Annotated in this window: 13 protein-coding genes; 10 read left to right on the forward strand and 3 right to left on the reverse strand. The window is 68.5% G+C overall.

What is annotated here, in order from left to right:
* From HY049_15575 to HY049_15595, 5 genes are all read left to right on the forward strand, one after another.
* The coding region (locus HY049_15575) for a tetratricopeptide repeat protein (GenBank protein ID MBI3450320.1) at positions 1-813 on the forward strand (813 nt) is incomplete at its 5' end.
* A complete protein-coding gene (locus tag HY049_15580; protein ID MBI3450321.1) occupies positions 810-1,682 on the forward strand; it encodes a tetratricopeptide repeat protein in 873 nt (290 codons plus the stop codon). The genes HY049_15575 and HY049_15580, both read left to right, overlap by 4 nt.
* A gap of 24 nt (positions 1,683-1,706) precedes the next feature.
* Positions 1,707-4,181 carry a CHAT domain-containing protein gene (locus HY049_15585; GenBank protein MBI3450322.1) on the forward strand — a complete coding sequence of 825 codons (2,475 nt, stop codon included), beginning with the start codon at positions 1,707-1,709 and terminating at the stop codon, positions 4,179-4,181.
* Between the two features lie 45 nt (positions 4,182-4,226).
* Positions 4,227-4,865, forward strand: coding sequence for a hypothetical protein (locus HY049_15590; protein MBI3450323.1), 639 nt, complete (start codon positions 4,227-4,229; stop codon positions 4,863-4,865).
* A gap of 75 nt (positions 4,866-4,940) precedes the next feature.
* Complete coding sequence (locus tag HY049_15595) at positions 4,941-6,440, forward strand: hypothetical protein (protein ID MBI3450324.1); 1,500 nt, start codon at positions 4,941-4,943, stop codon at positions 6,438-6,440.
* A 129-nt stretch (positions 6,441-6,569) separates the two neighbouring features.
* On the opposite strand, the gene HY049_15600 is transcribed toward HY049_15595, so the two are convergent.
* Both HY049_15600 and HY049_15605 read right to left on the reverse strand, forming a co-directional pair.
* Complete coding sequence (locus HY049_15600; GenBank protein MBI3450325.1) at positions 6,570-7,019, reverse strand: hypothetical protein; 450 nt, start codon at positions 7,017-7,019, stop codon at positions 6,570-6,572.
* 119 nt (positions 7,020-7,138) lie between these two features.
* On the reverse strand, positions 7,139-7,543 hold the full coding sequence (locus tag HY049_15605) for a hypothetical protein (GenBank protein MBI3450326.1): 405 nt from the start codon (positions 7,541-7,543) through the stop codon (positions 7,139-7,141).
* Positions 7,544-7,732: 189 nt separating this feature from the next.
* Between HY049_15605 and HY049_15610 the strand changes: the two genes are divergently transcribed.
* The 5 genes from HY049_15610 (at position 7,733) to HY049_15630 (ending at position 12,393) form a co-directional block, all read left to right on the forward strand.
* Entirely contained in the window at positions 7,733-9,202 is a 1,470-nt protein-coding gene (locus HY049_15610; protein MBI3450327.1) for an aldehyde dehydrogenase family protein, read from the forward strand.
* Positions 9,203-9,270: 68 nt separating this feature from the next.
* Positions 9,271-10,080: an enoyl-CoA hydratase/isomerase family protein gene (locus HY049_15615; protein ID MBI3450328.1), complete on the forward strand. Its 810-nt coding sequence runs from the start codon at positions 9,271-9,273 to the stop codon at positions 10,078-10,080.
* 4 nt (positions 10,081-10,084) lie between these two features.
* Positions 10,085-10,876 carry an enoyl-CoA hydratase/isomerase family protein gene (locus tag HY049_15620; protein MBI3450329.1) on the forward strand — a complete coding sequence of 264 codons (792 nt, stop codon included), beginning with the start codon at positions 10,085-10,087 and terminating at the stop codon, positions 10,874-10,876.
* Between the two features lie 15 nt (positions 10,877-10,891).
* A complete protein-coding gene (locus HY049_15625; GenBank protein MBI3450330.1) occupies positions 10,892-11,920 on the forward strand; it encodes a zinc-binding dehydrogenase in 1,029 nt (342 codons plus the stop codon).
* A gap of 8 nt (positions 11,921-11,928) precedes the next feature.
* The gene (locus HY049_15630) at positions 11,929-12,393 is read left to right on the forward strand and encodes a hypothetical protein (protein ID MBI3450331.1); all 465 of its coding nucleotides are present in this window, start codon (positions 11,929-11,931) and stop codon (positions 12,391-12,393) included.
* Here HY049_15630 and HY049_15635 read toward each other — a convergent pair.
* A complete protein-coding gene (locus tag HY049_15635; protein MBI3450332.1) occupies positions 12,390-13,217 on the reverse strand; it encodes a hypothetical protein in 828 nt (275 codons plus the stop codon). The genes HY049_15630 and HY049_15635 overlap by 4 nt on opposite strands.
* Between the last annotated feature and the right edge of the window lie 40 nt (positions 13,218-13,257).

Here is a 13,257-nt window from a genome sequence, read left to right on the forward strand (position 1 = left end):
CTGCGCGCCGGCTATCACTCGGACGGCGCCGTCACCTTCCTCGAGAAGCTCCGCGAGGCGATCGGCCCGCGCGTGGAGGTTCCCGTCCACCCGGGTTCGTTCCCGCTCCACCCCGAGATCTCCGTGCGCCTCGAGGAGGTTCGGAAGGGTCTGAGCCAGCTGGCGTATGCCGCGAACAAGTTCGACACGGGATACCGGGCGCTGCACGAAGGCGACTTCAATCTGGCCATCAACGCCTTCGAGGAGCTCACCGACGTCTTCCCGCAGAGTCAGAACGCCCTCGTGAACCTCGGGGCCGCCTACCACGGCAAGTACCGATCCGCGAAGCGGGCGGAGGAGCCCGCGCCGATCATCCTTCTGGCCGCAGCCCTCGAGCCCGAGTTGAAGAGGCTGCTCGCCCCTCGCGGTCTGAGGGAGGGGCTCGACCGCTCGTGGCTCCTCATCGCCCGGGAGAAGTACCAGACGGTGCTGGACGCGGATGCGGAGAATCTGGTCGCGAGGAACGATCTCGGCGTCGCGCTCCTCGACGACGGCGAGATCGACGCGGCGATCGCCCAACTGGAGATCGTCGTCGCCGCCGACGATGCGGATCCGGGCAGCTTCAAGAACCTGGGGATCGCCTTCTGCGCGAAGCTGCGAGCCGACCGCGCCGGATCGCCCGCGGCCACGGAATCGGAGCGCGCGGCCGAGGAGTCGGACCTGCGGCTGAAGGCGAAGGAGGCGTTCGAGAAGTACCTGAAGGCGCACCCCGGGGACGTCGACGCGAAGCTCCTCCTTCAGCCGCTGCAGAGCGGGGTCGGCCAGGCTCCATGAGACGCCCGGGACGCCCGAACGGCAGCGTGCTGGCGATGGCGCTGAGCGCGTTCGCGCTCGTCATTGCGGGCGCCGCGGGCGCCGCGGGCGGGGCGGGGGAGCCCGCCTCCCCCACCCTCGACGAGGCGCGCCGCCTGATCGGGATCGGTCGCTACGCCGACGCGGAGGCGATGGCCCGTCGCCTCCTCGACGCGGTCCCGGCGGCGGAGGGCGACGCGTCCCCCGCGGACGCGGACGCGCTCGAGATCCTCGTGGAGAGCCTGTGGCGCCAGGAGAAATCGGCCCGGCCCGGGACGGAGGCGCTGGCGGAGAGGGCCCTGCGGGCGCGCGAGGCGCAGTTCGGTCCCGACGATCCGGGGGTCGTCCGGAGCGTCAACAACCTCGCGATCGTCCTGGATCTCGGCGGGACGCCGGCGAAAGCGAGGCCGGTGTACGAGCGCGCGCTCGCGATTCGCGAGCGGAACGGCGACCCCAGGGACCCTTCGCTCGCGGACGCGCTGGGCAACCTCGGCAACGTGCTGATGACGCTGGACGACTACCCGGGGGCCAGGGTTCTCTACGAACGCGCGCTGGCGATCCGTGAGGAGAGGCTCGGCCCCAACCACCCCGACGTCGCGGACAGCCTCAATGCCCTCGCCATACTCCTCCGGGAGATGGGGGACTACGAGGGGTCGAAACCTCTCTACGAGAGAGCCCTGGAGATTCGCAGGAATATCGACCCCGGGCACCCGGAGGTGGCGCGAATCCTCAACGGTCTCGCGCTCCTCCACCAGCGGATGGGCAGCTACGAGACGGCCAGGTCGCTCTACGATCAGACCTTGAAGCTCTGGGAAAAACTCTTCGGCCCGGACGATCCGCATGTCGCGTGAACGCTGAACAACCTGGGGCTCCTCTTGAGGGAGACCGGCGAGTACTCCGAGGCCAGGGAGGTTCTCGAGCGCGCGCTGAGGATCGAGGAGCGCGCGTACGGCGATCGGCACTCCTACATCGCTTCGACCGTCTTCAATCTCGCGCAGCTCCTGGGCCTGATGGGCGACATCGCGGAGGCTCGGCGCGCCTACGAGAGGTCGAGGGCGATATGGGAGCGGCTCGTGGGCCCCGACACGCCGGAGGTCGCGAGCTGTCTCAACGAGCTCGGCGAGCTCTCCGAATCCGTCCACGACTACGGCGAGGCCCGGCAGATCTACAACCACGCCCTCGCCATCCGGGAGGCGAAGCTCCCCCCGGAACACGACGACATCGCGCAGACGCTGACCGGCCTTGCGAGGGTCGAGGCCGCCACGGGGAACGGGGCCGGCGCCCGCGCTCTCGGCGAGCGCGCCCTGGGGATCCGGCAGGCCTCGCTCGGGCCGGACCATCCGGACGTGGCGGCGACCCTCAACGATCTCGCCGGATTCCTCGCGGATGCGGGCGAGGAGGCGCGGGCCAGGTCGCTGTACGAGACCGCGCTGGGAATCCGCGAGAAAGTTCTCGGGCCGACGAGCCCCCTCGTGGGGAAGACCCTGGGTGACATGGGCGACCTCCTCGCGAGAGATGGGCAGCTCACGCCGGCCCTCGACGCGGCGTTGCGGGCGGAGGAGATTTCCCGCGACCATCTGCGCCTCACGTCACGGACGCTCGCCGAGAGGCAGGCGCTGGGATACGCCTCGGTGCGGGTCTCGGGGCTCCATCTCGCGGAGTGGATCGCGCTCGAGAGCGGGAAGGAACTCCCCGAGGCCGGACGCAGGGCCTTCGATGCCGTGATCCGATCGAGGGCACTCGTTCTCGACGAGATGGCGGCGAGAAATCGCGTGCCGAAAACGTCCGGCGATCCAGAGATCGCCGCGCTCGCCGGGGAAGTCGCTTCGAGCCGGGCCCGCCTCGCGCACATCACCATCGGAGGCCCCGACTCCAGGCACCCGGAGGCGTTTCGGGAGCGGATCGATCGCTCGCGACGGGACGTGGAGCATGCGGAGCGGGCGCTCGCCGAAAGGAGCCTGACGTTTCGCCAGAAGATGGCGGCCGATCGGGCCGGGCTCCGCGAGGTCGCGGCGAGCCTCCCTCGCTCCACCGCACTCGTGGCCTTCGTCCTGTACCGTCCTCCTGCCTGGTTCGCGAGGACGGCACCGGCCGCGGGGACTCCGCCCCACGGCCTCCAGTACGCGGCTTTCGTCCTGCGCGCCGGGGAAGAGGCCCCGACCCTCGTCCCGATGGGGCCGGCCGCCGAGATCGACGATCTCGTGGCGGCGTGGCGGAAAGAGGCATCGCAGGAGGCGATCCGCCCGGGCCTCACGTCGTCCGATCTCGAGGAGCGGTACCGGGCAGCCGCCTCGGCGCTCCGCGAGCGAACGTGGGATCGGCTGGCGCCCGCGCTGGCTCGCGCGAAGCGTGTCTTCGTCGTCCCTGAGGGGGCCCTCAACCTGGTGAACTTCGCCGCGCTTCCGTCAGGCGATGCGACGTATCTCGTCGAGACGGGGCCGGACATCCACTACCTCTCGTCGGAGCGCGACCTCGTCCCTCAGGCGGGGAGATCGCCCGCGGGCACGGGGATCCTCGCCGTCGGGGGACCGGCCTTCGACGACGCGTCCACGTTCGCGAGGTTGGGAAAAGGTGCCGCGATCGTGAGGGCGTCGGTCTCCCCGCAGGCGGCGGGAGGGGATCCCTCCCCCGAACCCGACGGACATCATCGTCGTCGGACCCGGCCTGTGAAGTGCTCGGACCTGAGCTCGATCGTCTTCGAGTCGCTCCCCGAGTCGGCTCGCGAAGCCGAGGCCGTGGCGGCCATCTACTCCTCGCGGTCGGAGGGGCGGACGATCCTCCTCGGCGGCGCGGGGGCGACCGAGTCGGCCGTCAAGAAGCTGGCTCCGGGGCGCCGGATCCTGCACCTGGCGACGCACGGTTTCTTCCTCGAGGGGCCGTGCTCGCCGTCGCCCGACGCGGCGCGGGGAGGCGACAATCCTCTGCTTCTGTCCGGGCTCGCCCTCGCCGGAGCGAATCATCGCGACGCCGCGAGCCCGGACGAGGACGACGGGATCCTCACGGCCGAGGAGATCGCCGGATCGGATCTCTCGGGGGTCGAGTGGGCCGTGCTTTCCGCCTGCGACACGGGGTCGGGGCGGGCCGAGGCGGGGGAGGGAGTCTTCGGCCTCCGGCGGGCCTTCGAGGTCGCGGGGGCGCGGACGCTGATCATGAGCCTCTGGCCGATCGACGACGAGGCGGCGCGCCGGTGGATGGAGGCGCTCTACGAGGCCCGCTTCGTCCGGCGTCTCGACACGGTCCGCTCGGTCCGCCGTGCGAGCCTCGAGACGCTGCGGCTCTACCGCAAGCAGAACCACACGTCCCATCCGTTCTACTGGGCCGCCTTCGTGGCGGCCGGTGACTGGCATTGAAGGGGATTGCCGCCGGAGCGGCAGGGGAGAGCGACCATGGATCGCATGAAGCTCGTGATCGAGGATGCCGACATCGTCGCGTGGGCGCCGATCAACAACTGTTTCACTTTCCGGAAGACACCCGCCTGCAGACTCGACAGGGATTTCTGGAACGGGATCCTCATCCAGCTGGGCGCGTCCACGCGTCCTTCCTTCTGGCCTGACGATCCACCCCATAAGGGCAACGGGGGGCCGTACCACAACTTCTTCGGCTCGATCAGATTTCAGCGAGCGGACGAGAGCCCGGTCCTGATCCGCGTTGGCGGATTCAAATGGATCAACATCGTCCCGGTGAACGACGGCCGCAACGACCCGGTGAAAAGCGAGGATCTCGTTCACGGAAACACCCTCCCTGAATCCCTGATGGTCACCCTCTACCCCAAGTTCAAACCCTTCGCCGCCATCACCTACTGGCACGATCGCAAGGGGTACGACCTTCAGGTCACCGAGCACCTGACCGGCAGGGGGCGCGTCCAGGTCAGACACGAGTTCACGTTCAATCAGGATGTCAGTATCGACATCGACGGCAAGAGGTTGGACGGCCGGGACGAGGTCTCGCGGATCTCGAAGATCACCCTCTCTTCAATCCGGGAGAAGGGTGGCCCCAGTGGCGGGGGCATCGACCCGCCGCCGCCGAAACCGTAACGGTGCGCGGTTCCCGGGCCCGGGCCCGGGTCGCCGCGCCAGGGAAGTGTCCGAACGCCAGGGATCGGAGGATGCATGCTCAATCTCAAGGGATTCGACGAACGCGTTCGCGAGCTCAGAGCGGCTATCCATGAGGGAAAGAAGGTGGAGATTACCGCGTCGTCCATCTCCGCAGGCGGGTTCGATCGGCTTGAATCGGCGTTGTCGACGATTTTCGCCCCCGAAGACCCACCGCCTGAGAAGTTCGACAAAGAGCTAACTACGCTCAAGGAGTTGCTGAGCCGGGCACGTGAGAGTCTGACGCCGGACGCGCGCCGGACGGTGGCGGATCCGTTTCTGCGGCTCCTGAAGGACACGGCTCAACGAGATCTTCGAGACATGGTCGATGCCAGGCCTCCCCGGCCCAACGCCCAACGCCTCTTCGAGGACATCGCGCGCGCCATCTGTCTTTCTGCGGATAGCAGTCAAAGCACGGCGGTCGCGAGGTCCGCGTTTCTTGAGGCGGCGCAGGACCTCCATGAAGGGTTCCTCGCCGGGGAAGCTCGACTCGGCATCGAGCACCCCGACGGCGGCTTCTCGGCGCCGCTGGTCGTGTGGACGCGAACGGGGGGTGATCCGGAAAAACCTTACGTTTGGACGCTGGAGGATACGAGCGCTTTCGGGCTGAGCGGCGCGGTCGTCGGTCTTCCGATGTCCTTCTCACGTCCGGCCATTCTCGCGTGGGGAATGCTGACCCACGAGGTGGTCGGGCACGTCGTGCTTGACTCCCACGCGGACCTCCGATGGGAGCTCAGCGAAGCCATGCGTGTCGCACTCGGCCGCGATCAGTTGGGTGATTGCGCGCCGTACTGGGCCCGCAGGACCGAGGAGGCGGCGGCGGACGTCCTCGGGATCCTCGGCATGGGGCCGGCGGCTGCGCTCGGGATCATCGGTTTCGTCGACGCTCTCCGGGACGAGGGGGACGCACCGCGGGGGGAGGAGATTGAGCACAGCAGGTATCCCACCGAGCTGCTCCGGGGATTGCTCGCCGCTGCCACGGTCAACCTGCTGAGTTTCCGCGGCGCGGGGATCTGGGCGGAGCGCCTGCAGGAAGAGGCGCTTCGCCGGTTCGGTAAGGATCGTCTGCCAGAGGGTTTCAACCTCGGGAAGGCAAAGCACTCGGCAAGAATCGTGGCGGAGACGATCTCCGGCGCCAGGCTGTTGAGCCTTGGAAACCACGCCCTCAGGGAGATCGAGAACTGGACCGATCACGACGAGAGCGTCACGGCCGAGATGAGGTCATGGCTCCAGGTTTCAGGAGCGGCTCAACAGAGATTTCTTCCTCGAGACCCCGACGACTGTGACGTGGCCAACATCGTGGCCGCGGCGATCATGTCGGCGGCTTCCGGAGAGGCGAGCCAGACGCCCGAGGAGATTCACGATGCCATGATGAAGTTGCTCCGGCTGGTTCACCTGAGGAAGCCCGGCTGGGGGCACAGCATTCCGACACCGTCGCTGGCACCGACGGATTCCGGGGCATGGCTCGGTCCCTCCGCCGGCGGCGCCGTCCTCGGGCCGAAGCCGCCCCTTCACTGACGTTGCCGTTGCACCGCGTGCGGAGAGGCTATCGGGGCAGGCCGCCAGTTGCCGGGGATACCTGCGGGGAGGCGCTGATCGCTCACGAGCGCCCGCCGGGATTTCGCACGACGTCGGGAATCGCTCGATTCAGCGGCGGGCAGGGGGGAGGCATGCTTCGCCGATCAGCTTGATGGCCTCCGGTTCGCTCATGCGCTTCGCTTCGGCGGCGACCTTCTCGGGGACCCATTTCGGATAGGGCGTGCTGACGACGCGATGGCTCCCGCGCTCGGTGTGCTCCTGCCGCTCGGCGGCCAGCGCGCTCTTCGGCCACCGCTCTGCGAGGCGGACGAGCGCCGGCCACACACGCCGGTGCACGAGAGTGACTTTTCCCGAGACGAGGCGGCAGAGCATCACGTCCTTCGAGTCGCAGACGCTCTCGACGATGCCGTAGATGCGATGAGCGTCGGGATGTGACCACCAGCTTCCCTTGATCGGCTCGCCGGCCACCGCTTCGACGAGGCTCGGGACCGGCCCGCGCGCCGACATCAGCACGACGCCGTGCTTCCGGACGAAAGTGAGGGCTCGCGTCGCGGTCATTGTCTACTTTCGCAATTCTGACAAGGCTCACGAAGAATGGGGTAACAGGGGCGAGATATTACCTCATTTGGCGGAGTGGTAACCCCCTTTCCAGTTCCTGGTTGGGCCGTCACTGCAGTTCAGGGAAATGTTCTGAGGACGGAAACGAGACTCCACCCCCACTGAAGGCACCCCATCGTGGCCATCGTCCCCCACGGCACGAGGAGCCTGCGCCACGCGATCCCTCGCCGTCGCGAGCGACGAGCGGAGATCGCTGCGACGACGGTCATCACCGGCGTGCCGAAGACAAAGACATCCAAGGCACCCTCTTCGATAACCGACTGTGAGTGCACTTGTCCAAGGTCGATGCAGCCTGGATCCGTCGCGCAAGCGAGCTCTCCAGCGGTCGGCACTCGGGTGGCTTCCTTGAAGGACCGATACCCGGCGAACGTCAGAATCATGGCGAACCACAGGACTCCCCACGTGCTCGCCATCATGAGCACGGCGCTTGGGAATGGCTCGGCGACCGGTTTTCGCTCGAACATCCGCGTGCGTGTTCCTTCATCCCGCGATCGGCCACCTGATCACCTGGATTGGACCCACGGTCGGGCTTGGCGGCGGCCATACCGCCCCTCGCGGTTGACACCCTGCGCTCCGATCCCCTAGTATGCCCTCCAACCTCAACGTGGAACTAGGGTTACGGCACCCCGAAACGACTCAGCAAAGGGGAGACCATGCTCGCACCGACCAGAGTCCAGGTGAAACCCGGCCAGCTCTTCATCGGCGGCCGGTACGTCCCCTCGCACAGCGGAAAGACTTTCGAGACGGTGAACCCCGCGACCGGCTCCGTGCTCACGAAGGTCGCGGAGGCCGACGCGAGCGACGTCGACGCTGCGGTGAATGCGGCGAGAGCCGCCTTCGAGACGGGGCCATGGCCCAAGATGTCCGCCGCCGAGCGCGGGAAGATTCTCTGGCGCGCGTCGGAGATCCTCCTGAAACGCCGCGAGGAAATCGCCGAGCTCGAGACGCTCGACTCGGGAAAGCCGTACACCGACAACCTCAAGATCGACATCCCGATGGCGGCCGACGCCTTCCAGTACTACGCCGGATGGGCGACGAAAATTCAGGGGGAGACGATCCCCGTCTCCGGCCCCTTCTTCAACTACACGCTCCGCGAGCCGGTCGGCGTCGTGGGGGCGATCATCCCGTGGAACTTCCCGCTCCTGATGGCGGCGTGGAAGCTCGCGCCGGCGCTGTGCGCGGGGAACACCGTCGTGCTGAAGCCCGCGGAGCAGACGCCGATGACGGCGCTCCTCCTCGGCGAGATCTTCGCCGAGGCCGGGCTCCCCGAAGGGGTGCTGAACGTCGTCCCGGGGTTCGGCCCCACGGCCGGCGGCGCGATCGTCGCGCATCCCGGCGTGGACAAGATCGCCTTCACCGGATCGACCCCCGTCGGCCAGGAGATCCTCAGGGCCTCGGCGGGAAACCTCAAGCGGGTGAGCCTGGAGCTCGGCGGGAAGTCCCCGAACATCGTCTTCGCCGACGCCGACATGGACGCCGCGGTGCGCGGGGCGACGGGGGGCATCTTCTACAACGGCGGGCAGTGCTGCACCGCGGGGTCGCGCGTGCTGGTCGAGGAGTCGATCCACGGCGCCTTCATGGAGCGGCTCGTCGAGCGCGCGAAGAAGACGGTCCCCGGCGACCCGCTCGATCCGAAGTGCCGCTTCGGCCCGCTCGTCAGCGAGGAGCAGATGAGCAGAAACCTGAGATACATCGGCATCGGCCGCGAGGAGGGGGCGAAGCTCGTCGCCGGCGGGAGCCGCCCGAAGGTCGGCGACGGGAACGGCTTCTACGTCGAGGCGACGATATTCGACGGCGTCCGGAACGACATGACGATCGCGCGGGAGGAGATCTTCGGCCCCGTCGTCGCGGTCATCCCGTTCAAGGACCCCGACGAGGCGGTGCGGATAGGCAACGACACGGCGTACGGCCTCGCGGCCGGCGTCTGGACGAAGGACGTGAAGAAGGCGCACCGCGTCGCGCGGAGCCTTCGCGCCGGCACGGTCTGGATCAACACCTTCGGCCCCCTGGACGTCGCATCCCCCTTCGGCGGGTACAAGATGTCGGGGTTCGGCCGCGAGCTGGGGGAGGCGGCGCTGGATCTCTACACGCAGGTCAAGAGCGTGTGGGTCGATCTGAGCTGAAGGGCGCGACGACATCATCCATCGTTTCTGAGGACGGCCCGGGAGGCGGCGGGCCGACGGAGAATTCCATGGCAGAGCAGGCGACGGCGACGAAGACCCTCATCAACTACCGGATCGAGCGGAAGGGGATCGCGATTCTCGAGATGTCCGATCCGCCGGCGAACACCTACACGCACGAGATGATGCGGCAGCTCGACGAGGCGATCCTGAAGGCGCGCTTCGACGACGCCGTCCACGTGATCGTGCTGCGCGGCGAGGGGGAAAAGTTCTTCTCGGCCGGCGCGAACATCAAGATGCTCTCCGAGGTCACGCCGAGGTTCAAGTACTTCTTCTGCCTCCACGCGAACGAGACGCTGAACCGGCTGGAGCAGACCCCCAAGCTCGTCATCGCCGCGCTCAACGGCCACACGGTCGGCGGCGGCCTCGAGATCGCGATGGCGGCCGACATCCGCGTCGCGTGCAAGGACGGCGGAAAAATCGGCCTCCCGGAAGTGACGCTCGGCGTGCTCCCGGGCACGGGCGGCACGCAGCGACTCGGCCGCGCCGTCGGCAAGTCGAAGGCGATCGAGTTGATGGTGACGGGGCGCACCTTCTCGTTCGAGGAGGCGGAGGAGCTCGGCCTGGTCAATCAGATCTTCGACAAGCCCACCTTCTGGGCGGACGTCCTCAACTACGCCGAGCAGTTCGTGCCGCCGAACAAGGCGTCGAAGGCCGTGGGGCACATCAAGCGGTCGGTGCAGTCGGGGTGCGAGGTTCCCTTCTCGGAGGGGCTCGCGATCGAGCGCGAGCTGCAGCAGCTCCTCTTCCAGAGCGAGGACGCGAAGGAAGGTCTGGCCGCCTACGTCGGCAAGAGGCAGCCGAAGTTCGCGGGCAAGTAGCGGCGTGAGCGGCGCGGGCGGATCGGCGTCCCCGATTCTCGCCGAGCTCGACGAGGCGACGGGGACCGCCTTTCTCACGATCCACCGCCCGCCCCTGGGCGTCCTGGACATCGACGCCTTCCTGAGGCTCGGCGACGCGCTCGAGGAGGCGGTCGGCGCGTCGGGCGCATCGATCGTCGTCCTCCGCTCGGCTTCAGAGAAGGCTTTCTGCGCAGGGGCGGACGTGGTCGACCACACGCCCGAGAAGGTCCGCGAGATGCTCGAGGCCTTCCACAGAGTGGCCCTGTACCTGTCGAGCATGGAGGCGGTCTCGATCGCCGCGGTGAACGGGGCGGCCCTCGGCGGCGGGTTCGAGCTGGTCCTCTGCTGCGACCTCATCGTCGCGAGCGAACGGGCCGTCTTCGGCCAGCCGGAGATCAACGTCGGGTGCTTCCCGCCGATCGCGACGGCGGTGCTCCCGCAGCGCGTCGGCCGGCACCGCGCGGCCGACATCATCCTCACGGGGCGCAGGCTCTCCGCGTTCGAGGCCCTGGCGATGGGGCTGGTGAGTCGCGTCGTCCCTCCGGAGGAGCTCGAGCCGGCGCTCGCCGCCCTCCTCACGGACCTCCAGGGAAAGAGCCGCAGCGTCCTGAAGGTGACGGCGCGGGCGCTGCGCCTGTCGATGCCCGGCGACTTCCGATCCGATCTCGCGCGCCTCGAGAGGGTGTATCTTGACGAGCTCATGAAGCTCGACGACGCGACAGAGGGGGTCCTCGCGTTCATCGAGAGGCGCAAGCCGATCTGGAAGAACCGGTAGGGGGAGAGAGCGTCCATGAAGGCGGTCGTCATCCGTGAGCACGGCGGGCCGGAGAAGCTGAAGGTCGAGAAGGTCGAGGATCCCTCCCCCGGCGAGGACGAAGTTCTCATCGAAGTGAAGGCGTGCGCTCTGAACCATCTCGATCTGTGGGCGCGCCGCGGCATCCCCGGCCAGAAGTTCCCGCTGCCGCTCATCCCCGGGAGCGACATCGCCGGCGTCGTGAAGAAGGCCGGGATCGCGGTGAAGGGGATCCGCGCGGGCGATCGCGTGGTCGTGCAGCCCGGGCTGTCGTGCGGGCGCTGCGCGCAGTGTCTGGCGGGGACCGACAATCTGTGCCGTTCCTACGGGATCATCGGCGAGACGCGCAACGGCGGGTGCGCCGATCTGATCACGGTCCCGTCCATCAACGTCATCCCGTTGCGCGAGGGGCTCTCCTTCGACGAGGCGGCGGCGGTCCCCCTCACCTTCCTGACGGCGTGGCACATGCTCGTCGCGCGCGCGCAGGTCCGCCCCGGCGACGACGTTCTCGTCCACGCCGCGGGGAGCGGCGTCGGCGTCGCGGCGATCCAGATCGCGAAGCTCCACGGCGCCCGCGTGATCGCCACCGCCGGCTCCGACGCCAAGCTGAAGCGCGCGAAGGAGATGGGCGCCGACGACGGGATCAACTACAAGAAGTACGATTTCTACGAGGAAGCCCGCAAGATCACCGGGAAGCGCGGCGTCGACATCATCATCGACAGCATCGGCGCGGACGTCTGGCACAAGGACCTGAAGCTCCTCAAGCAGGGGGGGCGCGTGGTGACCTGCGGTGTCACGAGCGGGTTCGAGGTCGCGACCGACATCCGCTACATCTTCTACCGCAACCTCTCCATCCTCGGCTCGACGATGGGGAGCAAGTCGGAGCTGCTCGAGATCATGCGCCTCGTCGAGAAGAAGGCGCTGAGACCCGTCGTGGACAGCGTGCTTCCGCTGGAGAAGATCGCCGACGCCCACCGCCGGATGGAGGGGCGGAAGCACTTCGGCAAGATCGTCGTCAAACCCTGAGGGACAGCGTGGTCGACGCGGGCCCGATCCTCATCCACGATCTCCTCAGCGTCTGTCTCAAGCATCTCGAGCGCCGCCTCCAGGGACGCGACGTCCGCATCGTCCGCCAGATCGACCGCACGAGCCCGGAAGTCCACGCCGACCGCGAGTGTCTGAGGCACGTGATCGAGACGATCCTCGCCGAGGCGGCGGCCGTGACGGTCGACGGCGGCCGCATCCGCGTCTGCCTCAAGCACAACCGCGCCGCGGTGATGCTGAGCGTGAAGGACCAGGGCCCGGGGATGCCGCCGGACGCGCGCGACGTGATTCTCACGGACACGTCGCGTGCGCGGCGCGAGGAGGCCCCCCTCACCCTTCCCGAGTGCCTCGAGACGATTCGCTCGATGCGCGGGACGCTCTTCGTGAACTCAGCGCCTGGCAAGGGCTCGACGTTCTACGCGACGTTCCCGCCGCCCGCCCCGGGGCTCGACTAGCCGCCCGCGGCGCGCTGCACGAAGGATCTCTCCTCGAGCGTCAGCGCCGCGGGGAAAATCTCCTCGCACCCGTTCCTTCCCACGATCGCCGGAAGCGTTCCGAAGAGAGGCGCCATGCCGAGGGAGCCCTCCGCGAAGACGCCACAGCAGACGACCCGGCGCGTGTCCGTGATCACCGCGCCGGCGAGGAGCGAGGCGGCCCACGCCCGGCCGGAGAGGGAGGTCGGGGATCTCTCGGGGCCTCGCGATCCGTCACGGGGGGCGCCCACCTCCTCGGTCGCCGGGTCTCCGTCGAGGATTCGGGCGGGAATCCCGGCGATGGCCGTGTAGCGCTTCAGCTCGACGAGGTCGGGGGCGTCGCCTCCCGCGACGAGGAGCGATACCTGCGCCGCGTCGACGCCGTGCCGTGCCGCGAGCTCCCCGGCGCGGTGACGGGCCGAGGCCGCGCCGCCGATCGCGAGGACCCGCCGGGAGGAGAGGCGCGAGGACTCGATCACGGCGCGCGCGCACCGCAAAGAATCCTCCGCCGCGCAGATCACGATGGCTTCGGCGGCGTACCGCGCGAGGCAGGCTCCCGATTCACGAAGGTCCGGTCCCGACGACGCCGTCGAGCCGAGGACGACGACGTCCGCTCCCGCGATCGCCCCGAGGTCTCTCCCGCCGGCGGCTCCCGGACCGGCCTCGCGCGCGATGGAGTCCCCCTCCCCCGGGCTCCGTCCTACGAGCGTCGTCCGCGCGAAGCGCCAGGGGGCGAGTGCCCTCGCTATCGCGAGCAACTCGTCGGGACCGCCGACGACGGCGACGCGTGACGGGCGGGGTGTCATGGTGGAGGCGGATTCTATCAGGTCCGCGTAGAATGGCCCG

This window comes from Acidobacteriota bacterium, from assembly GCA_016195325.1.
Taxonomy (GTDB): domain Bacteria; phylum Acidobacteriota; class Polarisedimenticolia; order JACPZX01; family JACPZX01; genus JACPZX01.